This window comes from Pinisolibacter sp. (assembly GCF_036782435.1).
GTDB lineage: Bacteria > Pseudomonadota > Alphaproteobacteria > Rhizobiales > Ancalomicrobiaceae > CALBKH01.
Genome location: NZ_DAIPZB010000017.1, coordinates 39,976 through 61,830 on the forward strand (window position 1 = coordinate 39,976; position 21,855 = coordinate 61,830).

Below are 21,855 nucleotides of genomic sequence, written 5' to 3' on the forward strand. Positions count from 1 at the left end.
GCCGGTTGCGCCCTATGTAGCGATGCGCGGAGGCGGGGGCAAGGCGGCGGCAGGGCTTCCACCGTCCGGGTCGGCAGTGGACCGCGTGATCGCGGCGACACGGGCCGTGCGAATCTCTTCGCCCGAGCCCGCGTCCGACTCCGCGTCCCGCCTTCGCCACATTCGCCGGCGAAGCATCGGACGAACGGCGCGCCGGGTCGGGCCCGGCGTGCCGGGAAATTCGGCACGAGGATTCGAATTGCGCCGGAACAAGCGGCAACGGGATGGTTTACCATTCCTTGCCGGTTTGTTAACAATTGGTTCCTCATACTGAGCTTTCGACGCAAATCTCCGGGTCGTCGGGGACCATCGCCCATGTGTCGCATCCTCGCCTATACCGGTCGGCCGATCCTGCTCGAGGATCTCGTCTGCCGTCCGGAACATTCCCTCGTCCATCAGGCGCTCTCCGCCTCGCAGGGCAAGACGCCGACCAACGGCGACGGCTTCGGCATCGGCTGGTACGGCGAGCGCTCCGAACCGGGGTGCTATCGCGAGACGCTGCCGGCTTGGTCGGACGAGAACCTGCGCTCGATCTGCGCCCAGGTGCGCTCCGGGCTGTTCTTCGCCCATGTGCGGGCCTCGACCGAGGCGGCGGTCGCTCGGGTCAACTGCCATCCCTTCGTCCACGGCAAGTGGATGTTCATGCACAACGGCCAGATCGGCGGCCACAAGCTGATCCGCCGCAAGGTCGAGGGGCTGATCCCCGACGATCTCTACGTCCGGCGGGTGGGGTCGACCGATTCCGAGGCCTTCTTCCTCGCCGCCCTCGGCCAGGGGCTCGACGGGGATCCGGTCGGGGCGATCGCGCGGACCATTCGTCTGGTGCTCGACATCCAGCAGCAGGCGGGGGTGCGCGAGGCCTTCCGGTTCGCCGCCTGCCTCACCGATGGGGATCGGTTGTGGGCCTTCCGCTGGTCGTCGGACCCGCGGCCGCCCACTCTCTACATCTCCGATCGGCTCGACGGCACCATCGTCGTGTCGGAACCGATCGACGAGGAATGCGACAGTTGGCGCGAAGTGCCGAAGTGCGGCTTCGTCTCGGTCACCAGAGGTGGTACACCGACCTACGGCAGCCTGGATCGCGTCATCTGCGATTGCGCCTGCCCGTGACGGGAAATCCGGCGGATCGCTTCGCGATGCCGGATTCGACCCGTCGAAAGCCCCTGTCGGGACGGGCTTTCGAGGAACGGAATACGCGTTTCGGATATACTCGTCCGAAACGCGTATGATCGCCGGATCCCCCGGCGTCGATCGCGCGCGAGGTCGGGCATGTTCGGTCGCGGCGTCACCCTCTTTCGGATCTTCGGTTTCGAGATCCGCATCGATCTCTCCTTCCTGCTGATCGCGGTGCTGATCGGCGGTTCGCTCGCCTCCGGCTATTTCCCGGCGGTGCACGAGGGGCTTCCCGCCTCCACCTACTGGATCCTCGGCTTCTTCGCGGTCGTCGGCATCTTCGCCTCGATCGTGCTGCACGAGCTCGGCCATTCGCTGGTGGCTCGGCGTTTCGGCATGGAGATGCGCGGCATCACGCTGCACATGTTCGGGGGCGCGGCGGAGCTCGAGGACGAGCCGACGTCGCCGACCGCCGAGCTGCTGGTCGCCGCGGCGGGGCCGGCCACCTCCTTCGCTCTCGCCGGGATCCTCAAGCTCTTGGCGATGGCGACCGCCGGGCTGTCGTCGAGCCAGCTGCCGGTCGAATTGCTGCTGCGCTATCTCGCCAGCCTCAATCTGGTGCTCGGCATCTTCAATCTGCTGCCGGCCTTCCCGCTCGACGGCGGACGCATCCTGCGCGCCGCGCTGTGGCTGAAGGGCGGCGACCACGACAAGGCGACGCGGCTCGCCTCGCACATCGGCGCCGGTCTCGGCTTCGGTCTGGCCGCCCTCGGGGTGATGCAGATCCTCGCGGGACGGCTCGGCGACGGGTTGTGGACGGTGCTGATCGGTTTCTTCATCCGCTCGGCGGCGATCGCCTCGGGGCTCGATCTGGCGGCGCGGCGGATGCTCGGCGACGCCACGGTGGCGCGGTTCATGACGCCCGACCCGGTCACGGTGCCGGTCGGGCTGTCGCTCACCGACTTCGTCGAAGAGGTGGTCTATCGCACCCGCCACGACACCTATCCGGTGACCGACGGGGCGGATCGACCGCGCGGGCTGGTGGCGGTCGGGGCGTTGTCGAGCGTGCCGCGCGAAGCCTGGCCCTCGACCTCGGTGATGGAGATCGCCGAGCCGATCGAGGCCGGCGGCACCGTGGCCCCCGACCTGTCGGCGCGTCAGGCACTGGATCTGATGCGCAAGTCCGGTCGCTCGCGGCTGCTGGTCGTCGACGAGAGCGGACGTCTCGTCGGCCTCCTCACCCTCAAGGATCTCCTGGAGACGCTGACGTTGCGGATGCGGATCGAGGGCGAGGAGATCTGAGCGTCACGCCTTGGCGAGGATGGCCGACAGGCGACGGTGGACGTTTTCGTTGCCGGCGACGATGCCGCCGGTCTCGAACATGCGATCACGACCGTCGAGGTCGGAAACGAAACCACCGGCCTCGCGGATCAGGACGATGCCGGCCGCCATGTCCCAGGCGTTGAGCGGCTGTTCCCAGAAGCCGTCGAGGCGGCCGGAGGCGACCCAGGCGAGGTCGATCGCGGCGGCGCCACAACGGCGGATGCCGGCGACTTCGCCCATCACCGCGCCGATCTGGCGCAGCGCCTTCGGGTGGTCGCCGTGGCCGAGGAAGGGGATGCCGGTGCCGATGACGCAGGCCTTCATGTCGTGGCGGGCGGCGACGCGTAGGCGGCGGTCGTTCACGAAGGCGCCGGAGCCGCGCTCGGCGACATAGAGTTCGTCCATGATCGGGTTGTAGATGACACCGGCGACGAGCTGACCCTGCCTCTCCAGGGCGATGGAGACGGCGAAGATCGGGATGCCGTGCAGGAAGTTGGTGGTGCCGTCGAGCGGATCGACGATCCAGCGATGACTCGGATCGCTGCCTTCGGTGGCGCCGCCCTCCTCGCCGAGGAAGCCCCAGGTCGGGCGCGCCTTGAGGAGTTCGTCGCGGACGATCTGTTCGGCCTTGCGGTCGGCGGCGGAGACGAAGTCGGCCGGACCCTTGTGCGAGACCTGGAGGTTCTCGACCTCGCCGAAGTCGCGGGTGAGCGACCGGCCGGCCTTGCGGGCGGCGTCGACCATGACGTTGAGAAGTGCCGAGCGGGCCATCGGGGGATCCTGTATCCGGGTGGGGCGCGGGTCTGCGCGGCTCGCGGGCATCGCCCGCCGGGGTCGGCCTCTCGTCATCACGAAACGGCCGGGGGGTCAAGGCGGAAAGCGTCAGGGACGGGCGGGCGCGGGCTCGCTCGGCGGGGGAGTATCCGGGGTCTCGCTCGGCGCGGGGCGCGGCGGCGGCGCGATGCCGCCGGCGATGGCGGCGGCCATCTCCTCGGCGCGCTTGCGATCGGCGTCGGACATGCCGGCGAGGCGGGTCTCGAGCCACAGGTCGGGGAGGCCCTGGCGCTTGGCCAGACTGTGCCACTTCCACGCCTCGACCGGGTCGGGATCGACGCCGAGACCGACGGCGTACATGCGCGCGAGGCGATTGCGGCCGATGGCGTTGCCGCGCAGCGCCGAGCGGCGGATCCAGATGAAGGCGTCGCCGATGTTCTTCTGGATGCCCTTGCCGTTGGCGAGCATCAGGCCGAATTCGACCTCCGCCGCTTCGAAGCCGGCCATCGCCGCTTCGCGCATCCAGCGCGCCGCGGCGACCGGATCGCGCTTCGGATTCTTGTCGTCGGCGAAGAGGGAAGCGAGGGTGTATTGCGCTTCGACGTTGCCGCGGGTGGCGGCGCGGGTCAGCAGATCGGCCGGATCCTCGTCGGCGCGGTCCGGCAGTTCGCCGCGCAGATGCATCAGCGCCAGATTGGTCAGCGCGACCGGTTGGCTCCCGGCGGCGGCGGCGCGGAAGAGTTCGGCGGCGCGGTCGACGTCGCGCTTCACGCCGCGCCCTTCGACATGCATCAGCGCCAGCGCGGCAGCGGCTTCGCGGTCGCCGCGGGCGGCGGCGAGACCGTACCATTCGGCCGCTTTGGCCTGATCGATCTTGGCGCCCAGACCCGTCTCGAGCAGCGTGCCGAGCATGGTCATGGCGGCGGCGTCGCCGGCCTCGGCGCGGGGGATGGCGAGGGCGAAGGCCTTCAGCCACAGGCCGCGCTGGAAGGCGGCGAAGACCGGATCGGCGTCCGGGTCGTCGGTGGCGTCGGCCGGAGCGTCACCGAGGGTCGGGCTGATGAACGGCGCATCGAGGCCGGCCTTGGGCAGGTCGGTGAGGAGGGGGGCGAAGACGTCGGTGGGCAGGGCGGGAGTCGGCGGCGCCTTCTTCGCCGGCGCGCGCTCGGTGGCCGCGGGCTTCTTGGCGGCGCCCGCGCCGGTCTTGTCGGAGGCGGCGCCGGCCGTCGCCACGGTCGCGAGGACCATGGCGGTGGCGAGGAGGGCGGAGCCGAAACCGATCGGGCGGGTGCGGGACGTCATGGCTCTGCCTCAGGCGGGAACGGCCGCCAGACGGCGGGTCGCTTCGGCGACGGCCGCGGCGGGGCCTTCCGGATGGCTCCAGACGGCGTCGCGCAGCGCGACGAATTCGGCGCCGGTGGCGGCGGCGGCGTCGAGCGAGGCGAGGTCGGAACCGGCGAGCACCACCACCGGCGGCTCGAACAGCGGCACCCACCATTCGGCGAGCTCGCGGGCGCGCGGGTTGCCGCCTTCGAATTCGGGGCGGTCGAGATCGCCGAAGAAGACGTAGTCGACCTGCGTCTCGCCGGCTTCCATCGCCTCGTGTCGGGTGGCGAGGTTGCCGACGCCGACGATCGAGGCGGGATGGAAGGTGTCGAGCGCCGCGTCGAGATCGGCCTTGCCGGTGTCGACGTGGACGCCGTCGGCCTTCGACCGCCCGGCGGCGCGGGTGTCGTTGCGGACGAGAACGGCGACGCCGTGCTTCTGGCCGAGCGGAGTGAGGATCTCGGCGATGCGCTGGCGGGTCATGTCGGAGCCGCCGTCGACGGCGATCAGCAGCGAGGCGACGTCGCCGGCGGCGAGTGCCTGGTCGAGAACGTCGGGGAAGGTGGCGATGTCGAGGTCGCGCGGGGTGACGAGATAGAGACGGGCCACGGGATCGGATCCTCGGAAATCGGCAGGCGGAAGACGGGTCTCTTTCGACCGCGTCCCGACCGGATTGTCAAATCGCGGGGAAAAGGGGCGAGGGTGAGGCGGGCGCGGCTTCGGGCTCGCCGAAAAGCCGAACGGCCCGAGCGCGAGCCCGGGCCGTTCCAGATTTCGACGCGACGATTTCTCACGCCTTGCGCAGGCACTCGACGCCCGGCAGGGCCTTGCCCTCGAGCCACTCGAGGAAGGCGCCGCCGGCGGTGGAGATGTAGGTGAACTTCTCAGCCGCACCGGCGTGGTTGAGCGCCGCCACGGTGTCGCCGCCACCGGCGACCGCGGTCAGCTTGCCGGCCGCGGCGAGATCGCCGGCGGCGCGGGCGACGGCGTTGGTCGCGGCATCGAAGGGCTCGATCTCGAAGGCGCCGAAGGGGCCGTTCCAGACGAGGGTCTTGATCTCGGAGAGGAGCGCGACGACGGCGGCGACGGAGGCCGGACCAGCGTCGAGGACCATCTCGTCGGCGGCGATGTCGCCGTTCTTGACGACGCGGTTGGCGGCGCCGGCCTTGAACTCCTTGGCCGCCACGCCGTCGACCGGCAGGACGACGGTGCAGCCGGCGGCCTTCGCCTTCTCGACGATCTCACGGGCGGTCGGGGCGAGGTCGTGCTCGCACAGCGACTTGCCGACTTCGATGCCCTGCGCGGCGAGGAAGGTGTTGGCCATGCCGCCACCGATGATCAGGTAATCGACCTTCTTGACCAGATTGCCGAGCAGCTCGAGCTTCGACGACACCTTGGCGCCGCCGACGACCGCCGCGACCGGGCGCTGCGGTGCCTCGAGCGCCTTGGTCAGCGCGTCGAGTTCCTGCTGCATGCAGCGGCCGGCGTAGGCCGGCAGGTGATGGGCGAGACCCTCGGTGGTGGCGTGGGCGCGATGGGCGGTGGCGAAGGCGTCGTTGACGTAGACGTCGCCGAGGGCGGCGAGCTTCGCCACGTGCTCGGGATCGTTCTTCTCCTCGCCCTTGTAGAAGCGGGTGTTCTCGAGCAGGAGGACGTCGCCGTCCTTCATCTTCGCGATGGCGTCCGCCGCGACCGGGCCGACCGAGTCGGCGGCGAAGGCGACCGGCGCGCCGAGGCGTTCGGCGACCGCGTCGACGATCTGGGCGAGGGAGTACTTGGCCTCCGGACCCTCCTTCGGACGACCGAAATGAGCGAGCAGGACCACCTTGCCGCCCTTCTTGGAGATCTCGGTGATGGTCGGCAGGACGGCGCGGATGCGGGTGTCGTCGGTGACCTTGCCCGCTTCCATCGGCACGTTGAGATCGACACGGACGAGGACGCGCTTGCCCTTCACGTCGGCGTCGTCGAGGGTCTTGAAGGCGCTCATGGATCCACTCCCCTTGTGACTGGGCGAGAAAAAAGGGCCGGTGGTCACCGGCCCTTCGCTTCGATGCGGGCGATCAGATCAACTTCGCCATCGCGACGGCCGTGTCGGCCATGCGGTTGGAGAAGCCCCATTCGTTGTCGTACCACGACAGGACCGAGCACAGCGTGCCGTCCATGACCTTGGTCTGGTCCATGTGGAAGACCGAGGAATGCGGGTCGTGGTTGAAGTCGGACGAGACGTTCTTGTCCTCGGTGTAGCCCAGGACGCCCTTGAGCGCGCCGTCGGCGGCGGCCTTGATGGCGGCGTTGATCTCGGCGACCGAGGTGGCGCGCTTGGCGATGAACTTCAGGTCGACGACCGAGACGTTCGGGGTCGGCACGCGGATGGCGAAGCCGTCGAGCTTGCCCTTGAGCTCCGGCAGCACCAGACCGACGGCCTTGGCGGCGCCGGTCGAGGTCGGGATCATGCTGAGGGCCGCCGCGCGAGCGCGGTAGAGGTCCTTGTGCATGGTGTCGAGCGTCGGCTGGTCACCGGTGTAGGAGTGGATGGTCGTCATCATGCCCTTCTCGATGCCGATGACGTCGTTGATCACCTTGGCGAAGGGCGAGAGGCAGTTGGTGGTGCACGACGCGTTGGAGACCACGAGGTGGTCCTTGGTCAGCTTGTCGTGGTTGACGCCGTAGACGACGGTCAGGTCGGCGCCGTCGGCCGGGGCCGAGACGAGGACGCGCTTGGCGCCGGCGGCCAGATGCATCGCCGCCTTGTCGCGGGCGGTGAAGATGCCGGTGCACTCCATGGCGATGTCGACGCCGAGTTCGCCCCAGGGCAGCTCGGTCGGGTTCTTGATGGCGGTCACCTTGATCGGGCCGCGGCCGACGTCGATGGTGTCGCCCGAGACGGTCACCGTGCCGGGGAAGCGGCCGTGGACCGAGTCGTAACGCACCAGATGGGCGTTGGTCTCCACCGGGCCGAGATCGTTGATGCCGACCACTTCGATGTCGGTGCGACCCGACTCGACGATGGCGCGCAGGACGTTGCGACCGATGCGACCGAACCCGTTGATGGCAACACGTACCGCCATGGATGCTCTCCTCTCGAAAACCTACATCACCGCGCCGCCGGGAGTGCTCCCGGACGATCACGGCCGTTCCGTCCGATCCCGATCTTCCGGAGACGACGAGACGTCCCCTTCGTGAAGATCCGATGTCGCCGACGACGACATCGCCGGTAGGGTCACGCCGCGCGGGCCGATCGCGATGTGGTCGCAGCTCGGCGTCGCCACGGGTCTCTTCGCATTCTCGCTGCGCAGCAACAGAAAATCGCTGCATGCGCGAAATAGATTGCGATATCCATGAGCAAAAACTGAAGTAACGTCGATGTCTCGACGCGTTCCGGCTTCGATCACGGCTCGCGGCACTGATAGCAGGCGGGGGGGGTGTGTCAATCCGGCGGAGCCCGAGGCCCTTGTGCTTCAATCGGTTCACATGGAGCAGGTAGCCATCGCCGCGACGCCGCGTCGCGACGAGGCGGCGACGGAAGGGTCCGGGGCGTCGTCGACGCGTCCACCGGGGGCAAACCCTTCTCGATGAAAATGAAATATCTGCATGTATTGAAATTTCCGAGCAGTCCGGTCGCCATTGACCGAGGGTTTCCGCGGAGCCTAAATTCCCCCGTGGTGAGCCGTGCCGAGTCGGCGCGGTGCATCGCAGACGCCGAAAATCGCGCGCGCCCTGCGTCGATGAGCCTCATGGAGGCCATCGTGTCGTCCGTCGTCCGGGAGGAGATGGTCGGAACAGGGGGGAGAGCGCGGGCACCGCGGCGGGGAGGAGCTCGCGTCGGACGGCGGCCGGCGGGGAGCGGGAGACGGCGAATGGTTCAGGCACCTGCCCTCGAGGCGGCGCTCGGGCGGCTGACGGCGGCGATGGAGCGGCTCGAGGCGGCCGCGGAACGGCGTTTCGAGACGGATCGATCGGCGGCGACGCTCGAGGAGGAGATCGTCCGCCTCGGCGAGGACCGGTCGCGCATCGTCCAGGACCTCGATCAGGAGAAGGCGCGCTCGACCCGGCTGGAGGACACCAATCGCGAGGTGTCGCGCCGTCTGGTGGCGGCGATGGAGTCGATCCGCGCCGTTCTCGATGCGCACGGCGGGTGAGGGCGGCGGACGATGGCCCAGGTGAGCGTCACCATCAACGGCAAGATCTACCGCATGGCCTGCGAAGACGGCCAGGAGGCGCATCTGCAGGGGCTGGCCCAGCGGATCGACGACTCCATCCATTCGCTGCGCGGTTCGTTCGGCGAGATCGGCGATCAGCGGCTCACCGTCATGGCGGCCGTGATGGCGATGGACGAACTCGCCGAGACGCAGCGCAAGCTGAAGAGCCTCGAGGCGGAGAACCGGTCTCTGCGCGAGACGCGGGCGGCGGTGATCGAACGGCGCGATCAGGTCGAGGCCGAGATCGCCCGGCGTATCGACGAGACGGTGGCGCGCATCGAGAGCCTCGCCCAGGCGATCGAACCGCGGCGCTGAGCCCCCCGACGAATTCCGTCGCACGACCTGTGGCGGGCCGCCGCGGCGCACCCTATATTCGGCGCCGACGAGGCTGCGCGGTGCGACAGGAGACTGTATCCCCGGGGCCTTATCGATCCGAACGGGAGCTGTACCTGGATCGGCCCGTGGGCCTTTCCACACGGCGCCCACCTACGTTGTAGGTTTCCCGGGATCGATTTCTCCATCGATCGAGGTGGCTTCGTCACTCCCCTTTCCCTCTCGACCCGGTTCCGCCGTTGACCGAGACGCCCGCCGACGGCGCCGCCGAACCCCTCGCCGCTCTCAAGGCCGACCTGCGCCGCGCCGCGCTGGCGCGCCGTGACCGGCTCGCCGTCGAAGTGCGGACGGCGGTGGCGGAGCGGGTCGCCGATCTGGTCGACGGGCTCGATCTGGCGCCGCGAGCGATCGTCGCCGGGTTCTGGCCGATCCGCAGCGAGATCGATCCGCGGCCGGCGATGGTGCGACTGGCGGCGAAGGGCCATTCGCTGGTGCTGCCGGCGCTCCTCGGCGACGGCGTCACCATGGTGTTTCGGCGCTGGATGCCGGGCGAGCCGCTGGTGGCGGCCGCTTTCGGTCTCTCGGAGCCGCCGGCGACGGCGGCCGAGGTCGAACCGCAGGTGCTCTTGATGCCGCTCGCCGCCTTCGACGACCGCGGCGGCCGCATCGGCTACGGCGGCGGCTTCTACGACCGGGCGCTGGAGCGGTTGGAGCGATCGCATCCGGTGCTGCGCATCGGCATCGCGTTCTCGACCCAGCGGGTCGATCGGGTTCCCGAGGAGGTGCACGATCGCCGTCTCGATCTGATCCTCACCGAAGAGGGGCCGATCATGCCCCGCGGAGACATGCCATGAGATTGCTCTTCCTCGGCGACGTCGTCGGTCGCGCCGGCCGCAAGGTGGTGGTCGACCGCCTGCCGAGCCTCGTCGAGGCGCACCGTTTCGACTTCGTCGTGGTCAACGGCGAGAACGCCGCCGGTGGCTTCGGCATCACCGAGGAGATCGCCCAGGACCTGATCGACGCCGGTGCCGACGTCATCACGCTCGGCAACCACGCCTGGGATCAGCGCGAGGCGTTGGTGTTCATCGAGCGCCAGCCGAAGCTGCTGCGTCCGGTCAACTATCCGCACGGCACGCCGGGGCGCGGCGCCAACCTCTACGTGGCGCGCAACGGGGCGCGGGTGCTGGTGATGAACGTCATGGGGCGGATCTTCATGGATCCGCTCGACGACCCCTTCGCCGCGGTCGAGCGCGAGCTCGATGCCTGCCCGCTCGGCGAGCAGGCCGATGCGGTGGTGATCGACGTGCATGCCGAGGCGTCGAGCGAGAAACAGGCGATGGCGCATTTCGTCGACGGCCGCGCGAGCCTGGTCGTCGGCACCCACACCCACGTACCGACCGCCGATCACCAGATCCTGGCCGGCGGCACCGCCTTCCAGACCGATGCCGGCATGTGTGGCGACTACGACAGCGTCATCGGTATGGAGAAGGACGAACCGATCAACCGTTTCACCTCGAAGATCGGCCGGGCGCGGTTCGAACCGGCCGGCGGCGAGGCGACGTTGTGCGGTGTGGCGGTGGAGATCGACGAGGCGAGCGGGCTCGCCCGTACGGTCCATCCGGTCCGGCTCGGCGGCCGGCTGGCGCAGATCGAGCCGCGGTTCTGAGGCGCAAGGCGAGTCGTCCGTTCGGCCGCGCGGCCCGCATCCCGACCCCCGTTCGCGGCACTCGCGAAAACGACATCGGCCGCCTCCGACGGAGACGGCCGATGCGGTCGCGCGAGGGGGAACCCGCGTCAGATCTTCTTGATGATCTCGATGAAGTGATCGATCTCGGTGCGCATGACCTCGGTCTCGTGACCGGTCGAGGCGACGGCGGAGGCGACGCTGTCGGCGGAACGGCCGGTCTCGTGCGCCTCGTCCTGGAGGTTGGCCATGGTCGAAGCGACGACGCGGGTGCCGTTGGCGGCATCGGCGACCGAGCGGGCGATCTCGGCGGTGGTGGCCGACTGCTCCTCGACCGCGGCGGAGATGCCGCTCGCCACTTCGTTCATCCGGTCGATGGTGGTCGAGATTTCGGCCATCGAGGCGACCGCGTCGCGGGTGGCGGCCTGGATGGTCTGGATCTGGCCGGTGATCTCCTCGGTCGCCTTGGTGGTCTGACCGGCGAGGTTCTTCACCTCCGAGGCGACGACGGCGAAACCGCGCCCCGCTTCGCCGGCGCGCGCCGCCTCGATGGTGGCGTTGAGGGCGAGGAGGTTGGTCTGGGAGGCGATGTCCTGGATCAGGCCGACGACGTGGCCGATCTTCTCCGACGCCTCGGTCAGGCGCTGGACCTTGTCGCGGGCGTCACCGGCATGGACGACGCCGCCGCGGGCGACCTCGGCGGAGATCGACGCCTGGCGCGAGATCTCGGCGATGGAGCTGTCGAGTTCGTGCACGGCGGCGGCGACGCTCTCGACGTCGTCGGTGGCGGTCTGGGCGGCGTTCGCCGATGTGCTCGCCTGGGCGACGGTCTCGCCGGCGATGCGCGACATGCTCGAGGCATGGCCCTGGAGCGAGCCGACGGCACCGGAGACGGTGTCGATGGCGCCCTTGACCCGGGTCTCGAAGGTGTCGATGGCATTGGTGAGGCCGGTGATCACCGACCACGTGACCATGGTGCCGAGATATTCGCCGCCGGTTCCGTGGATGGCCGAGGCGCGCAGGTCGAGCGTTTCCTTGCCCAGCTTGATGCGGGCGCGCCAGGGCAGGTTCTTCGGATCGGCGATGATGCGGCGCTGATGGGCCGGGTTCTTGTGGAAGACGTCCATCGAACGACCGGCGAGCTTCTCCGGATCGACGCCGGCGGGCAACTCGTGGCGGATGGTCTTCAGCGTCTCGACGCTGGTCTTGTTGACATAGACGATGTCGCCGTTCGTCGGATCGGCGAGCAGCACGTTCACCGGCATCTGATCGAGCATGGCGCGCAACGTGGCGACGCCGAGTACATCATTGCTGGCGCTCTGGGATTCCACGGGCGTTTCACGCTTGGCGAACATGCCGAACATCGTTCTTCTTCCTCTCCTCGACCGGCGGTTGGTGCGGACGAAACAGGTTGTAAAAACCAATAGTTGGAATATTTCGATCGAACTGTGACGTGAATTGATTACCGCCGCGTAAAGGGCAACGTTCGCCTTCGACGGAAGCTACATATTTTCCCTTAGAATTGGTCGCGCGGACACCCCGGCTGGATTTCCGAGCCGGAGGCGCCTATAAGCACCACCGATTTCCGACTTCGCGAGCAGCCACCGCCGGCATGATCCGCGTCGTCACAGCCGTGTTCGCCGGACCCCGGGTCCTGCGTGAACGTGCGGCTGGTGGGCGGTGGATCGAGGCGGGGCGACAGACCGACCGAGAGACGAGAGCCATGGCCGGACATTCACAGTTCAAGAACATCATGCATCGGAAGGGCAAGCAGGACAAAGTCCGCTCCAAGCTCTTCTCCAAGCTCGCTCGCGAGATCACCGTGGCGGCCAAGGACGGTGGCGGCGATCCGGCGATGAACGCCAAGCTGCGTCTCGCCATCCTCAACGCGCGCGCCGAGAACATGCCGAAGGACAACATCGAGCGCGCCATCAAGAAGGCCTCCGGGTCCGACGCCGAGACCTACGAGATGGTGCGCTACGAGGGCTACGGCCCGGGTGGCACGGCGGTGATCGTCGAGACGCTGACCGACAACCGCAACCGCACCGGTGGTGCGGTGCGCGCCGCCTTCACCAAGTTCGGCGGGGCGCTGGGCGAGACGGGATCCGTCTCCTTCTCCTTCGACCGGGTCGGCGAGATCGTCTATCCGGCCTCGGCCGGGTCGACCGACGCGGTGCTCGAGGCGGCGATCGAGGCGGGGGCCGACGACGTCATCTCCGACGAGGAGAGCCACACCATCCTGACCACCTTCGAAGGTCTGTCGGAAGTGTCGAAGGCGCTCGAGGCGTCGCTCGGTCCGGCGGAATCGATCAAGCCGAACTGGCGGCCACAGAACACCGTGCCGGTCGACGAGGAGAAGGCGACGACGCTGATGAAGCTGATCGGCATGCTCGAAGACGACGACGACGTGCAGAACGTCTTCACCAACTTCGACATCTCCGACGAGGTGATGGCCAAGCTCGCCGCGATGTGACGCGAACGTGCCGCATGAAACTCCGACGGGCGCCGGAGAGGGACCTCCGGCGCACGTCTTCGTCTCCATGGGGCGGCGAAGGCCGTGCGGGCGATCACGCCGAGTTTCGCGGGGACGTGATTCCGCGTCGCGAAAGAGGTGGTCTAGGGAGAGTCCCGAAAAACGCCTCGACGCGTGCGGGCCGTTCGTGGTTCCGGCCGTCATCGTCTCGGAGGGGGCATGAAACGACTTCGTCGGACGATCGGTTCGTGGGCGTCGGCGGTCGCCCTGTGGACAGGCGCCGTTCTTTCGGCCGCGGCAGCCGAAACGCCGCTTCCCGACGGGCAGACGACACGGGCCGGAGGCGCCGTCGCGCGCCTGATCGATCCGACCGATCGCTACGGTCACGGGATCCTCGGAGACGGTCTCGAAGCGGGTGGGCTGTCGATCACGGTCGACGGGAAGGTCCATCGCCTGCGGCTCGAGCCCGACATGGTCTTCGAGGACCTGCGCGTCCGTCTCGTCGACCTCGATGGTGACGGCGCACCGGAGGCGCTCGTCGTCAGGACCGATCTCGCTCGAGGCTCGGCCATCGCCGTCTATCGCATTTCCGCCGCCGGGATCGAGCCCCTGGCCGAAAGCCGGCCGATCGGACGGTCGCATCGTTGGCTCAATCCCGTCGGCGTCGCCGACTTCGCCGGTACGGGCGAGCGGCTCGTCGCCGCCGTGGTGACGCCGCACGTGGCCGGGTCGCTGCGCTTCTATCGCCGCGAGGGGCGGGAACTGGTGGAGGTCGGTCGGCTCGACGGCGTGACCAACCACATCGCCGGGACGCGCGACCTCGATCTCGGCTGCATGGTCGACATCGACCGGGACCGGGTTCCCGAAGTCGTCCTGCCGAGCCAGGATCGCGGTGCGCTCGTCACCGTGTCCTTCGCCGGCGGCCGGGCGGTCGAGCGCCGGCGCGTTCCGCTACCCGGTCGGATCGCGGTGCTCGCCTGCACGGTGAGCGAGGCGGCGGCGTCGCTCGAAGGCGGGCGGAGCGCCACGGTCGAGCTTCGGACCGGCCGCGTCTCCGCGCGGTGATGCCTCTTTACGAAACGAACCAAGAACATGTAGCGTCGCGGCCATGTCCTCGGTCGTGCGAATCATCGGTATCGATCCCGGCCTCCAGCGTACCGGCTGGGGGGTGATCGAGGCCGTCTCCAATCGCTTGTCCTTCGTCGCCTGCGGCACCATCACCTCGACGGCACGAGACGATCTCGCCGAGCGGTTGGTCGAGTTGCACGACGGGCTCGCGGCGGTGATCGCCGAGCACGGGCCCGACGAGGCGGCGGTCGAGCACACCTTCGTCAACACCAATCCGACCTCGACGCTGAAGCTCGGCCAGGCGCGCGGCGTGGCGCTGCTGGTGCCGGCCAAGGCCGGGCTCTCGGTCTCGGAGTATCAGCCCAACGCGGTGAAGAAGGCGGTGGTGGGGGCGGGCCACGCCGACAAGGAGCAGATCCAGCACATGGTCAAGCTCCTGTTGCCGCGTGCCGTCTGGAAGGGGGCGGACGCGGCCGACGCGCTCGCCATCGCCATCTGCCACGCGCACCATCGCCAGACGCTCGCTCGGGCGCTCAGGATCGCCGGAGGGTGAGGGATGGGTTTTGTCGGATCCGCCGGCGTCCTGCCCCCCCTCCCTGTCCCTCCCCCTCCAGGGGGGAGGGAACGACGAGGCGAGGGCTTTCGGGACGGGACTGCTTCGGCTCCCGGTGAGCCGTGGAATTCGGAATGGATCGGCCACTCGCGTCCCCTTCCCCCCGGAGGGGGAGGGACAGGGAGGGGGGCGCGGCCTCTCTTCGTGGCGCGGCCGATCGTGGGTCCCGACCTCGTGCCGGGGGCGAGGAGCAGGTGAGATGATCGGTAAGCTCAAGGGCATCGTCGAGGAATACGGCGACGATCACGTCATCCTCGACGTGCACGGGGTCGGTTACGTCTGTCACTGCTCGTCGCGGACGCTGCAGAACCTGCCGTCGCCGGGTGAGGCGGCGGTGCTCGCCATCGAGACGATCGTGCGCGAGGACATGATCCGGCTCTACGGCTTCGCCGACGCCGACGAGCGGGAGTGGTTCCGCCTGCTCTGCACCGTGCAGGGGGTCGGCACCAAGGTGGCGCTGGCGCTGCTTTCGGCGCTGCGGCCGTCGGAACTGGCGTCCGCCATCGCGCTCAAGGACGTCACCGCGCTGTGCCGGGCCAACGGCGTCGGCAAGAAACTCGCGGAGCGCATCGCCCAGGAGCTGAAGGACAAGGCGCCGAGCTTCGCCTCGGTCGATCCGGCGCTGGTGCGCCTGACGGGCGGCATCTCCGAGAAGACGGCGCCGAAGCCGATGGCCGATGCGGTCTCGGCGCTGGTCAATCTCGGCTATCCGCAGCTCCAGGCGAGCGCCGCGGTGGCGGCGGCGGCGCGGGAGGCGGGTGAAGACGCGCCGACCGAGAAGCTCATTCGGCTGGGACTGAAGGAACTGGCGCTCGGCTGAGGTCGGCGCGATGGGCCGCGGCCATCGCCCGGTCGGAGGCGGCGAGGCGGGCATCACGACAGACGACCTTCTCGCGCGCGGCCTTCGCCGTGCCGCAGTCGAAGGACGGCTTCTCGGCTGCGACGGCGACGGTGGCGCCGGCCTCCAGGACGCACGGGACGACGAGGCGGGACATGCTTGCCCCTTTTCGCGACGGCGAGGAGGAGTTCGATGCGACGTCGGCGCGTGCCGGCAGGGAAGGGCCACGCCGCCTCAGTCGTCGTGGTCGGCCGTCCACAGGGACTTGGGTCGGCCGCAGTTCGGACAGACCCAATCGTCGGGCAGATCGGCGAAGGCGAGGCCCGGCGGGACGCCGTGGTCGGGGTCGCCGATCGTCGGATCGTAGACCCAACCGCAGTCGCGGGTCGGGCAATCGAGGGCGCGCGGGGCGGCGGCGACGGCCTCCCGAAGCGAGAACGCCGTAACGGCCCCGACGAAGAGGGCGAAGATCCGGCGACGGGAGAGACACGGTGGGCGCATGGGCGAGCCTTCGGCGAGGGCGGAAGGCCGGTGCTTCCGTCGGGGTCATCGGGGCGCCTCGTCCGGGAGCCGGTGGCGACCCGCGGTTCGGCGGGGCCGATCTTCGCCGCCGGAGATCTCGTTTCGACGACAATGGCGCGACGGCCGCGGCGGCGTCTCGCCGCAGGCGGCCGTCACACGGTTTCGTCTCGCCGCTCGTCAGCCGGCGGGGCAGTAGACGCGCAGGCGATGGCCGTCGGGGTCGGCGGCGGAGAAGGTGCGGCCGAAGTCCATGTCGGCCGGCGGCTGCAGGATGGTCCGCCCCGATTCCGACCAGTTGGTATGAAGTCGGTCGACTTCGTCGCGGGTGACGACCGCGAAAGCGATCTCGGCGCCTCCGCCGGTGACGCGGGTCGTCGGCTCGACGCCGTCGATCTTCCACAGGCCGAGCATGACGCCGTCGCGCAGCGGCAACATGGCGAAGGTGTCGGATCGCTCGACCGGCGGGCGGCCGAGGAGATCGCTCCAGAAGGCGAGAGAGGCGGCGACGTCGGTGACGTAGAGGATGACGAGGTTCGGATCGGTCATGGTGGGAACTCCCGTTGCGGATGCTCCCTTCTAAGGTCCGATGCTGACAAATTCCGTCAGTATCAATCGGCGATCGGGACCCCTTGGGCGATCCGCCAGTCGCGCACCAGCGTCCGGCGGCGGCGTGGATAGCGGCCGGCGAGGAGTACGGCGTCGGTCATCCGATCGACGCGGAAGTGGCGGAAGCCGCCGCGCAACTCGCACCAGGCGACGAGGATGCGGACGCGCTCGAAGAAGGCGAGGGCGATCGGCCAGACGGTGCGTCGCGTCGCGCGTCCCTCGGCGTCGGCATAGGCCAGATCGAGCTTCGTCTCCTCGCGGATGGCGCGGCGAAGGAGATCGGTGTCGACGGGTTCAGGGGCGCGCGCGCCGCTCGGACCGATCCACAGCCCGGCCTCGTCCAGCCGCTCGCGCAGATCGGCGGGGAGCACCGCCTCGATGCGTGCGAGGGCGTCGCGGGCGGCGCGGGCGAGGCGCGGGTCGCCTTGTTCGGCGACGAAACGGGCGCCGAGCGCCAGAGCCTCGATCTCCTCGTCGCCGAACATCAGCGGCGGCAGCAGGAAGCCGGGCTTCAGCACGTAGCCGACGCCGGCCTCGCCGTCGATCGGTGCGCCCCGAGCCTGGAGCGTGGCGATGTCGCGGTAGAGGGTTCTGAGCGACACGCCGAGGTCGGCCGCCAACACCGCGCCGGCGACCGGCCGGCGATGGCGGCGGAGGATCTGGACGAGATCGATGAGGCGGGCGGCGCGGGACATGGGGGCGAGCCGCCCTCCGGTTCAGGGCTGCGGGAAGCCGAAGGAGAGCGAGCCGATCACCGGCTTCACGGCGCGCATGTTCTTGTCGGTGGAGGCGAACTCACGGTCGCCGGAAACCTTCGAGGCGGGGCCTTCGGGAGCGCCTTCGGGCACGGTGAAGCGGGCCTGGACGGTGCAGCCGCCGGGGATGTCGGCGCCGAGCGTGCCGCCCTTCCAGTCGGTGACGTAGCCGCCGTAGTCCCAATCGAAGCCGGAGAGGGTGAAGGGCTCGCCGTTGAGTTTCTCGACTTCGGCCAGCGTCATGCCGATCTTCAATCCGTTGGGAGCCACCCAGGTGGAGGTGTCGGAGAGGCGGACGTGGACGAGGCCGCGCCGCTTGTTCTCGTCGGCCCACATCAGCTCGAGGCGGCGTTTCTCGTTCTTGGGAAAGAGCACGGTGGAGGCGACCTTCTCGCCCTCGGCACCGTCGACCAGTTCGAAGATCGCGTTGTCCTTGCCGACGATGGCGACGAGCGAGGCGTGGGAGGCCTCGGCCGAGAAGGGGCCGGTGCAGGTGAGGCGGGCAGAGGTTTCGGCCGGCTGTTGTGCCGTGGCCGGGGCGGTGAGCGGCAGGGCGAGCGCGGCCGTGAGGCCGAGAACGAGCGCGGCAGGGCCGACGATGGACCCGATGGACGACGGCTTCGGCATGGCACTCCTCCGGTGGCGACGCGACCGGCCGGCATGTTAGCGCGAAAATGCGACCGCGACAGCCGGACGGGAGCGGATCTCGGCGGTTCGTTCTCGCTTCGTCCCGGCGTGCGGCCATGCTAGGGAACGGACGAGGCGAGGTTCGACGGCGGGTAGGCGATTCGATGGCCACACCGAGACGACTGGTATCGGGGGAGAAGCGCGAGGAGGATTTCGACGCCTCGCTGCGCCCGCAGGCTCTCGCCGACTTCGTCGGGCAGGCCGCGGCGCGCGACAACCTGTCGGTCTTCATCGAAGCGGCGAAGACCCGTCGCGACGCGCTCGACCACGTGCTCTTCGTCGGTCCGCCGGGGCTCGGCAAGACGACGCTCGCCCAGATCGTCGCCCGCGAGCTGGGTGTCAACTTCCGCTCGACCTCGGGTCCGGTGATCGCCAAGGCGGGCGATCTCGCCGCGCTCCTGACCAACCTCGAAGACCGCGATGTCCTGTTCATCGACGAGATCCATCGGCTCAATCCGGCGGTCGAGGAGATCCTCTATCCGGCGATGGAGGACTACCAGCTCGATCTGATCATCGGCGAGGGGCCGGCGGCGCGGTCGGTGAAGATCGACCTCGCCAAGTTCACCCTGGTCGCCGCCACCACCCGGCTCGGCCTTCTGACGACGCCGCTGCGCGACCGCTTCGGCATCCCGATCCGGCTCAATTTCTACACGGTGGCGGAGCTCGAGTTCATCGTCCGAAGGGGCGCGCGGCTGATGGGGCTCGCCATCACCGAGGAAGGGGCGAACGAGATCGCGCGACGCTCGCGCGGGACGCCGCGCATCGCCGGTCGTCTTCTGCGCCGGGTACGCGATTTCGCGGTGGTCGCCGGCAAGGCTTCGATCGATCGCGACATCGCCGACAAAGCGTTGATCCGGCTCGAGGTCGACCGCGCCGGGCTCGACCAGCTCGATCGGCGCTATCTCGACGTCATCGCGGTGTCGTTCAACGGCGGGCCGGTCGGCATCGAGACGATCGCAGCGGCGCTGTCGGAGCCGCGCGATGCGATCGAGGAGATCGTCGAGCCCTATCTGATCCAGCAGGGCTTCGTGCAGCGCACGCCGCGCGGCCGCATGCTGACGCAAGCGGCCTTCCGCCACATGGGCCTGCCGGTGCCGATGGGCCGGCCGGAGCAGCTCGGCTTGCTCCTCGGCGACGAGGAGTGATACCGAGCCGACGAAGTTTCGGCTTTTTCGAAACGTCGTCGGCGAAGGCAAGCCCGAACGGGCGTCGGCCGGCCAGGCCGTGACGCTCATGAAACTCGGGCTCGTCCGAATTTCATGAGCCCAGTATCAGAACGGCAGCTTGAAGCCGCTCGGCAGGCCCATGCCGCCGGTCATCTCCGCCATCTTCTCGGCGATCGCCGCCTCGGCGCGCGAATGGGCGTCGCGATGGGCGGCGACGATCAGGTCCTCGACGATCTCGGCCTCTTCGGGCTTCAGGAGCGACGGGTCGATCTCGACGTTCCGGAGCTCGCCCTTGCCGGTGATGGTGACCGAGACGAGGCCGCCGCCGGAGGTGCCGGTGACCTCGATCGTCGCCAACTCGTCCTGGAGACCGGCCATCTTGGCCTGCATCTCCTTGGCCTTGCTCATCATCTTCATGAAATCCATGGGACGTCCTCGCGTCTCTGATCGGAAAAGGGGGGCTCGGGGATCAGTCGTCCGGGCTCCAGCCGGGATCTTCGGCGTCGACGGTGGGCGTCGCTCCGGCGTCGCCGGTCTCCTCGCCCTCGGGCGCCTGGACGCGGACGTCGACGATCTTGGCACCAGGGAAACGTTTCAGCACCGCCGCCACCAACGGATCGGCGCGGGCGTCGGTGACGAGGCGATCACGCGCGGCTTCGCGCTCCTCGGCGATGGTCGGCCCGCCCTCGTCGCGGGAGAGCGCCACCACCCAGCGGATGCCGGTCCAGTCGGAGAGTTTGCGGGCGAGTTCCTGCGGCAGATCGAAGGGCGCATCCTTCGTCGGCGAAACATCGATGCGGCCGGTCTCGAAACCGACCGGGCGAAGCTGTTTCTCGATCGCCAGCTTGAGCCGGATGTCGCGCTTCTCGGCGGCGAGCGCGGCGACGTCCTGGAGCGAGGTCAGGCGGACGCTCGGCTGCGGGACGGGCGTCGGCTTCACGGCCTGCGGTTCGGTCGAGGCGACGAGGCGGGGGCCGGGCTGGGCCGAGGCGGTGGCCACCGGGTCGCTCGCCGGCCGGCTCATCGCGGCGGGGAGCGGGCGGGGAGCGGGTGCGCCGAGGCTCGCCTGGGCGCCGCCGCCACCGGAGGGGCCGCGCGGGGCGGGCGCGCCGGACCCCTGGGGGAGGGCGCCGTCGCGCAGCATCCGCAGCGCCTCGTCGGGCGTCGGCAGGTCGGCGGCATAGGCGAGGCGGACGAGCAGCATCTCGGCGGCGGCGAGCGACTTCGGCGCCGACTTCACCTCGTCGTAGCCCTTGAGCAGCATCTGCCAGGCGCGCGACAGGACGCGCAGCGACAGGGTCTCGGCGAAGGTGCGGCCGCGGCGGCGCTCGTCCTCGGTCGCCGCCGCGTCGTCCGCCGCGGCCGGCACCAGTTTCACCCGGGTGACGAAATGGACGAAGTCGGCGAGATCGGCGATCACCACGGCGGGATCGGCGCCGACGTCGTACTGGGCGCGGATCTCGGCCAGCGCCGCCGCCGCGTCGCCCTTCATCACCTCCTCGAAGAGGTCGATGACGCGGGCGCGGTCGGCGAGGCCGAGCATCTCGCGCACCTCGCGCACCTCGATGCGGCCCTCGCCGTGGGCGATCGCCTGATCGAGCAGCGACAGGCTGTCGCGCACCGAGCCTTCGGCGGCGCGGGCGACGAGGCGCAGCGCTTCGTGGTCGATCTCGACCTTCTCGGCCTCGGCGATGCGGGCGAGGTGGCGGATCAGCACGTCGGTGTCGATGCGGCGGAGGTCGAAGCGCTGGCAGCGGGAGAGGATGGTCACCGGGACCTTGCGGATCTCGGTGGTGGCGAAGATGAACTTGACGTGCTCCGGCGGCTCCTCGAGCGTCTTCAGCAGGCCGTTGAAGGCCGCCGTCGACAGCATGTGGACCTCGTCGATGATGTAGACCTTGGTGCGCGCCGACACCGGCTTGTATCTGGAGGCTTCCGTGATCTCGCGGATGTCGTTGATCGAGGTGTGGGACGCCGCGTCCATCTCGATGACGTCGACGTGGCGGCCCTCCATGATGGCGCGGCAGTGGACGCCCTCGCGGTTCATGGCGATGGTCGGTCGGTCGATCTCGCCGGGGATCTCGTAGTTGAGGGCGCGGGCGAGGATGCGGGCTGTGGTCGTCTTGCCGACGCCGCGCACGCCGGTGAGCATGTAGCCTTGCGCGATGCGGCCGATCGAGAAGGCGTTCGACAATGTCCTGACCATCGGCTCCTGGCCGATCAGGTCGTCGAAGCTCTGTGGGCGGTATTTACGGGCGAGAACGCGGTAGACGCCGGTGGGCGTCGAGGCGGAGGCATCGGGCGGGAAAAGTCCGTCCATGCGGGTCGGCGGCCTC

The 21,855-nt window shown here is 69.3% G+C and carries 24 protein-coding genes and 1 other RNA gene; 12 read left to right on the forward strand and 13 right to left on the reverse strand.

Translation table 11 applies throughout. The features are described 5' to 3' along the window. Positions 1 to 354 precede the first annotated feature (354 nt). Positions 355 to 1,149, forward strand: a complete 795-nt coding sequence (locus V7Q42_RS09370) for a class II glutamine amidotransferase (protein ID WP_333823743.1) — start codon at positions 355 to 357, stop codon at positions 1,147 to 1,149. A gap of 159 nt (positions 1,150 to 1,308) precedes the next feature. Next, positions 1,309 to 2,454, forward strand: coding sequence for a site-2 protease family protein (locus tag V7Q42_RS09375; RefSeq protein WP_333823744.1), 1,146 nt, complete (start codon positions 1,309 to 1,311; stop codon positions 2,452 to 2,454). 3 nt (positions 2,455 to 2,457) lie between these two features. On the opposite strand, the gene V7Q42_RS09380 is transcribed toward V7Q42_RS09375, so the two are convergent. The 5 genes from V7Q42_RS09380 to gap form a co-directional block, all read right to left on the reverse strand. After that, a complete protein-coding gene (locus V7Q42_RS09380; protein ID WP_333823745.1) occupies positions 2,458 to 3,246 on the reverse strand; it encodes an inositol monophosphatase family protein in 789 nt (262 codons plus the stop codon). A gap of 111 nt (positions 3,247 to 3,357) precedes the next feature. Continuing rightward, the gene (locus V7Q42_RS09385; protein WP_333823746.1) at positions 3,358 to 4,551 is read right to left on the reverse strand and encodes a tetratricopeptide repeat protein; all 1,194 of its coding nucleotides are present in this window, start codon (positions 4,549 to 4,551) and stop codon (positions 3,358 to 3,360) included. 9 nt (positions 4,552 to 4,560) lie between these two features. Further along, entirely contained in the window at positions 4,561 to 5,184 is a 624-nt protein-coding gene (locus tag V7Q42_RS09390) for a thiamine phosphate synthase (RefSeq protein ID WP_333823747.1), read from the reverse strand. Positions 5,185 to 5,365: 181 nt separating this feature from the next. After that, on the reverse strand, positions 5,366 to 6,562 hold the full coding sequence (locus V7Q42_RS09395) for a phosphoglycerate kinase (protein WP_333823748.1): 1,197 nt from the start codon (positions 6,560 to 6,562) through the stop codon (positions 5,366 to 5,368). Between the two features lie 73 nt (positions 6,563 to 6,635). Continuing rightward, positions 6,636 to 7,643: a type I glyceraldehyde-3-phosphate dehydrogenase gene (gap, locus tag V7Q42_RS09400; RefSeq protein WP_333823749.1), complete on the reverse strand. Its 1,008-nt coding sequence runs from the start codon at positions 7,641 to 7,643 to the stop codon at positions 6,636 to 6,638. 789 nt (positions 7,644 to 8,432) lie between these two features. Between gap and V7Q42_RS09405 the strand changes: the two genes are divergently transcribed. The 5 genes from V7Q42_RS09405 to V7Q42_RS09425 all read left to right on the forward strand — a co-directional run bounded on the left by V7Q42_RS09405 (position 8,433) and on the right by V7Q42_RS09425 (position 10,773). After that, a complete protein-coding gene (locus tag V7Q42_RS09405; protein ID WP_333823750.1) occupies positions 8,433 to 8,714 on the forward strand; it encodes a DUF4164 domain-containing protein in 282 nt (93 codons plus the stop codon). Between the two features lie 12 nt (positions 8,715 to 8,726). Next, complete coding sequence (locus V7Q42_RS09410) at positions 8,727 to 9,089, forward strand: cell division protein ZapA (protein WP_333823751.1); 363 nt, start codon at positions 8,727 to 8,729, stop codon at positions 9,087 to 9,089. Positions 9,090 to 9,156: 67 nt separating this feature from the next. Continuing rightward, positions 9,157 to 9,314, forward strand: a non-coding RNA gene (ssrS, locus tag V7Q42_RS09415) — 6S RNA. Positions 9,315 to 9,346: 32 nt separating this feature from the next. Then, positions 9,347 to 9,961 carry a 5-formyltetrahydrofolate cyclo-ligase gene (locus V7Q42_RS09420; protein WP_333823752.1) on the forward strand — a complete coding sequence of 205 codons (615 nt, stop codon included), beginning with the start codon at positions 9,347 to 9,349 and terminating at the stop codon, positions 9,959 to 9,961. Next, positions 9,958 to 10,773 carry a TIGR00282 family metallophosphoesterase gene (locus tag V7Q42_RS09425; protein ID WP_333823753.1) on the forward strand — a complete coding sequence of 272 codons (816 nt, stop codon included), beginning with the start codon at positions 9,958 to 9,960 and terminating at the stop codon, positions 10,771 to 10,773. The genes V7Q42_RS09420 and V7Q42_RS09425 overlap by 4 nt, the downstream gene beginning before the upstream one ends. Before the next feature lie 128 nt (positions 10,774 to 10,901). Here V7Q42_RS09425 and V7Q42_RS09430 read toward each other — a convergent pair whose 3' ends face one another. Continuing rightward, positions 10,902 to 12,155, reverse strand: coding sequence for a methyl-accepting chemotaxis protein (locus tag V7Q42_RS09430; RefSeq protein ID WP_333823755.1), 1,254 nt, complete (start codon positions 12,153 to 12,155; stop codon positions 10,902 to 10,904). A 359-nt stretch (positions 12,156 to 12,514) separates the two neighbouring features. On the opposite strand from V7Q42_RS09430, the gene V7Q42_RS09435 reads away from it, so the two are divergent. From V7Q42_RS09435 to ruvA, 4 genes are all read left to right on the forward strand, one after another. Next, positions 12,515 to 13,264, forward strand: a complete 750-nt coding sequence (locus V7Q42_RS09435) for a YebC/PmpR family DNA-binding transcriptional regulator (protein WP_333823757.1) — start codon at positions 12,515 to 12,517, stop codon at positions 13,262 to 13,264. Between the two features lie 219 nt (positions 13,265 to 13,483). Beyond that, on the forward strand, positions 13,484 to 14,329 hold the full coding sequence (locus V7Q42_RS09440; protein ID WP_333823759.1) for a hypothetical protein: 846 nt from the start codon (positions 13,484 to 13,486) through the stop codon (positions 14,327 to 14,329). Positions 14,330 to 14,372: 43 nt separating this feature from the next. Then, entirely contained in the window at positions 14,373 to 14,885 is a 513-nt protein-coding gene (gene ruvC, locus V7Q42_RS09445; RefSeq protein ID WP_333823761.1) for a crossover junction endodeoxyribonuclease RuvC, read from the forward strand. Positions 14,886 to 15,144: 259 nt separating this feature from the next. Then, the gene (ruvA, locus tag V7Q42_RS09450) at positions 15,145 to 15,765 is read left to right on the forward strand and encodes a Holliday junction branch migration protein RuvA (RefSeq protein ID WP_333823763.1); all 621 of its coding nucleotides are present in this window, start codon (positions 15,145 to 15,147) and stop codon (positions 15,763 to 15,765) included. On the opposite strand, the gene V7Q42_RS09455 is transcribed toward ruvA, so the two are convergent. The 5 genes from V7Q42_RS09455 to V7Q42_RS09475 all read right to left on the reverse strand — a co-directional run bounded on the left by V7Q42_RS09455 (position 15,728) and on the right by V7Q42_RS09475 (position 18,293). After that, positions 15,728 to 15,940: a hypothetical protein gene (locus V7Q42_RS09455; RefSeq protein WP_333823764.1), complete on the reverse strand. Its 213-nt coding sequence runs from the start codon at positions 15,938 to 15,940 to the stop codon at positions 15,728 to 15,730. The two genes, ruvA and V7Q42_RS09455, sit on opposite strands and share 38 nt — an antisense overlap. A 77-nt stretch (positions 15,941 to 16,017) precedes the next feature. Then, positions 16,018 to 16,284 (reverse strand): rubredoxin, encoded by a 267-nt coding sequence (locus tag V7Q42_RS09460; RefSeq protein ID WP_333823765.1) that lies wholly within the window; start codon positions 16,282 to 16,284, stop codon positions 16,018 to 16,020. 198 nt (positions 16,285 to 16,482) lie between these two features. Beyond that, positions 16,483 to 16,851: a VOC family protein gene (locus V7Q42_RS09465; protein ID WP_333823766.1), complete on the reverse strand. Its 369-nt coding sequence runs from the start codon at positions 16,849 to 16,851 to the stop codon at positions 16,483 to 16,485. Between the two features lie 62 nt (positions 16,852 to 16,913). After that, positions 16,914 to 17,606, reverse strand: a complete 693-nt coding sequence (locus tag V7Q42_RS09470) for a helix-turn-helix transcriptional regulator (RefSeq protein WP_333823767.1) — start codon at positions 17,604 to 17,606, stop codon at positions 16,914 to 16,916. 21 nt (positions 17,607 to 17,627) lie between these two features. After that, a complete protein-coding gene (locus tag V7Q42_RS09475; RefSeq protein ID WP_333823768.1) occupies positions 17,628 to 18,293 on the reverse strand; it encodes a hypothetical protein in 666 nt (221 codons plus the stop codon). 164 nt (positions 18,294 to 18,457) lie between these two features. On the opposite strand from V7Q42_RS09475, the gene ruvB reads away from it, so the two are divergent. After that, positions 18,458 to 19,498, forward strand: coding sequence for a Holliday junction branch migration DNA helicase RuvB (gene ruvB, locus V7Q42_RS09480; RefSeq protein ID WP_333823769.1), 1,041 nt, complete (start codon positions 18,458 to 18,460; stop codon positions 19,496 to 19,498). Between the two features lie 126 nt (positions 19,499 to 19,624). Here the strand turns inward: ruvB and V7Q42_RS09485 are convergent, their stop codons facing one another. Next, positions 19,625 to 19,945 carry a YbaB/EbfC family nucleoid-associated protein gene (locus tag V7Q42_RS09485; RefSeq protein WP_333823770.1) on the reverse strand — a complete coding sequence of 107 codons (321 nt, stop codon included), beginning with the start codon at positions 19,943 to 19,945 and terminating at the stop codon, positions 19,625 to 19,627. Between the two features lie 43 nt (positions 19,946 to 19,988). Continuing rightward, positions 19,989 to 21,839: a DNA polymerase III subunit gamma/tau gene (locus V7Q42_RS09490; RefSeq protein WP_333823771.1), complete on the reverse strand. Its 1,851-nt coding sequence runs from the start codon at positions 21,837 to 21,839 to the stop codon at positions 19,989 to 19,991. Between the last annotated feature and the right edge of the window lie 16 nt (positions 21,840 to 21,855).

Bases quoted from the DNA above. Each gene is read 5' to 3' on its own strand.
- V7Q42_RS09370 (WP_333823743.1), top strand. From the start codon at position 355: ATGTGTCGCATCCTCGCCTATACCGGTCGGCCGATCCTGCTCGAGGAT.
- V7Q42_RS09375 (WP_333823744.1), top strand. From the start codon at position 1,309: ATGTTCGGTCGCGGCGTCACCCTCTTTCGGATCTTCGGTTTCGAGATC.
- V7Q42_RS09380 (WP_333823745.1), bottom strand. From the start codon at position 3,246: ATGGCCCGCTCGGCACTTCTCAACGTCATGGTCGACGCCGCCCGCAAG.
- V7Q42_RS09385 (WP_333823746.1), bottom strand. From the start codon at position 4,551: ATGACGTCCCGCACCCGCCCGATCGGTTTCGGCTCCGCCCTCCTCGCC.
- V7Q42_RS09395 (WP_333823748.1), bottom strand. From the start codon at position 6,562: ATGAGCGCCTTCAAGACCCTCGACGACGCCGACGTGAAGGGCAAGCGC.
- gap (WP_333823749.1), bottom strand. From the start codon at position 7,643: ATGGCGGTACGTGTTGCCATCAACGGGTTCGGTCGCATCGGTCGCAAC.
- V7Q42_RS09405 (WP_333823750.1), top strand. From the start codon at position 8,433: ATGGTTCAGGCACCTGCCCTCGAGGCGGCGCTCGGGCGGCTGACGGCG.
- V7Q42_RS09410 (WP_333823751.1), top strand. From the start codon at position 8,727: ATGGCCCAGGTGAGCGTCACCATCAACGGCAAGATCTACCGCATGGCC.
- V7Q42_RS09425 (WP_333823753.1), top strand. From the start codon at position 9,958: ATGAGATTGCTCTTCCTCGGCGACGTCGTCGGTCGCGCCGGCCGCAAG.
- V7Q42_RS09430 (WP_333823755.1), bottom strand. From the start codon at position 12,155: ATGTTCGGCATGTTCGCCAAGCGTGAAACGCCCGTGGAATCCCAGAGC.
- V7Q42_RS09435 (WP_333823757.1), top strand. From the start codon at position 12,515: ATGGCCGGACATTCACAGTTCAAGAACATCATGCATCGGAAGGGCAAG.
- V7Q42_RS09440 (WP_333823759.1), top strand. From the start codon at position 13,484: ATGAAACGACTTCGTCGGACGATCGGTTCGTGGGCGTCGGCGGTCGCC.
- ruvC (WP_333823761.1), top strand. From the start codon at position 14,373: ATGTCCTCGGTCGTGCGAATCATCGGTATCGATCCCGGCCTCCAGCGT.
- ruvA (WP_333823763.1), top strand. From the start codon at position 15,145: ATGATCGGTAAGCTCAAGGGCATCGTCGAGGAATACGGCGACGATCAC.
- V7Q42_RS09455 (WP_333823764.1), bottom strand. From the start codon at position 15,940: ATGTCCCGCCTCGTCGTCCCGTGCGTCCTGGAGGCCGGCGCCACCGTC.
- V7Q42_RS09460 (WP_333823765.1), bottom strand. From the start codon at position 16,284: ATGCGCCCACCGTGTCTCTCCCGTCGCCGGATCTTCGCCCTCTTCGTC.
- V7Q42_RS09465 (WP_333823766.1), bottom strand. From the start codon at position 16,851: ATGACCGATCCGAACCTCGTCATCCTCTACGTCACCGACGTCGCCGCC.
- V7Q42_RS09470 (WP_333823767.1), bottom strand. From the start codon at position 17,606: ATGTCCCGCGCCGCCCGCCTCATCGATCTCGTCCAGATCCTCCGCCGC.
- V7Q42_RS09475 (WP_333823768.1), bottom strand. From the start codon at position 18,293: ATGCCGAAGCCGTCGTCCATCGGGTCCATCGTCGGCCCTGCCGCGCTC.
- ruvB (WP_333823769.1), top strand. From the start codon at position 18,458: ATGGCCACACCGAGACGACTGGTATCGGGGGAGAAGCGCGAGGAGGAT.
- V7Q42_RS09485 (WP_333823770.1), bottom strand. From the start codon at position 19,945: ATGGATTTCATGAAGATGATGAGCAAGGCCAAGGAGATGCAGGCCAAG.
- V7Q42_RS09490 (WP_333823771.1), bottom strand. From the start codon at position 21,839: ATGGACGGACTTTTCCCGCCCGATGCCTCCGCCTCGACGCCCACCGGC.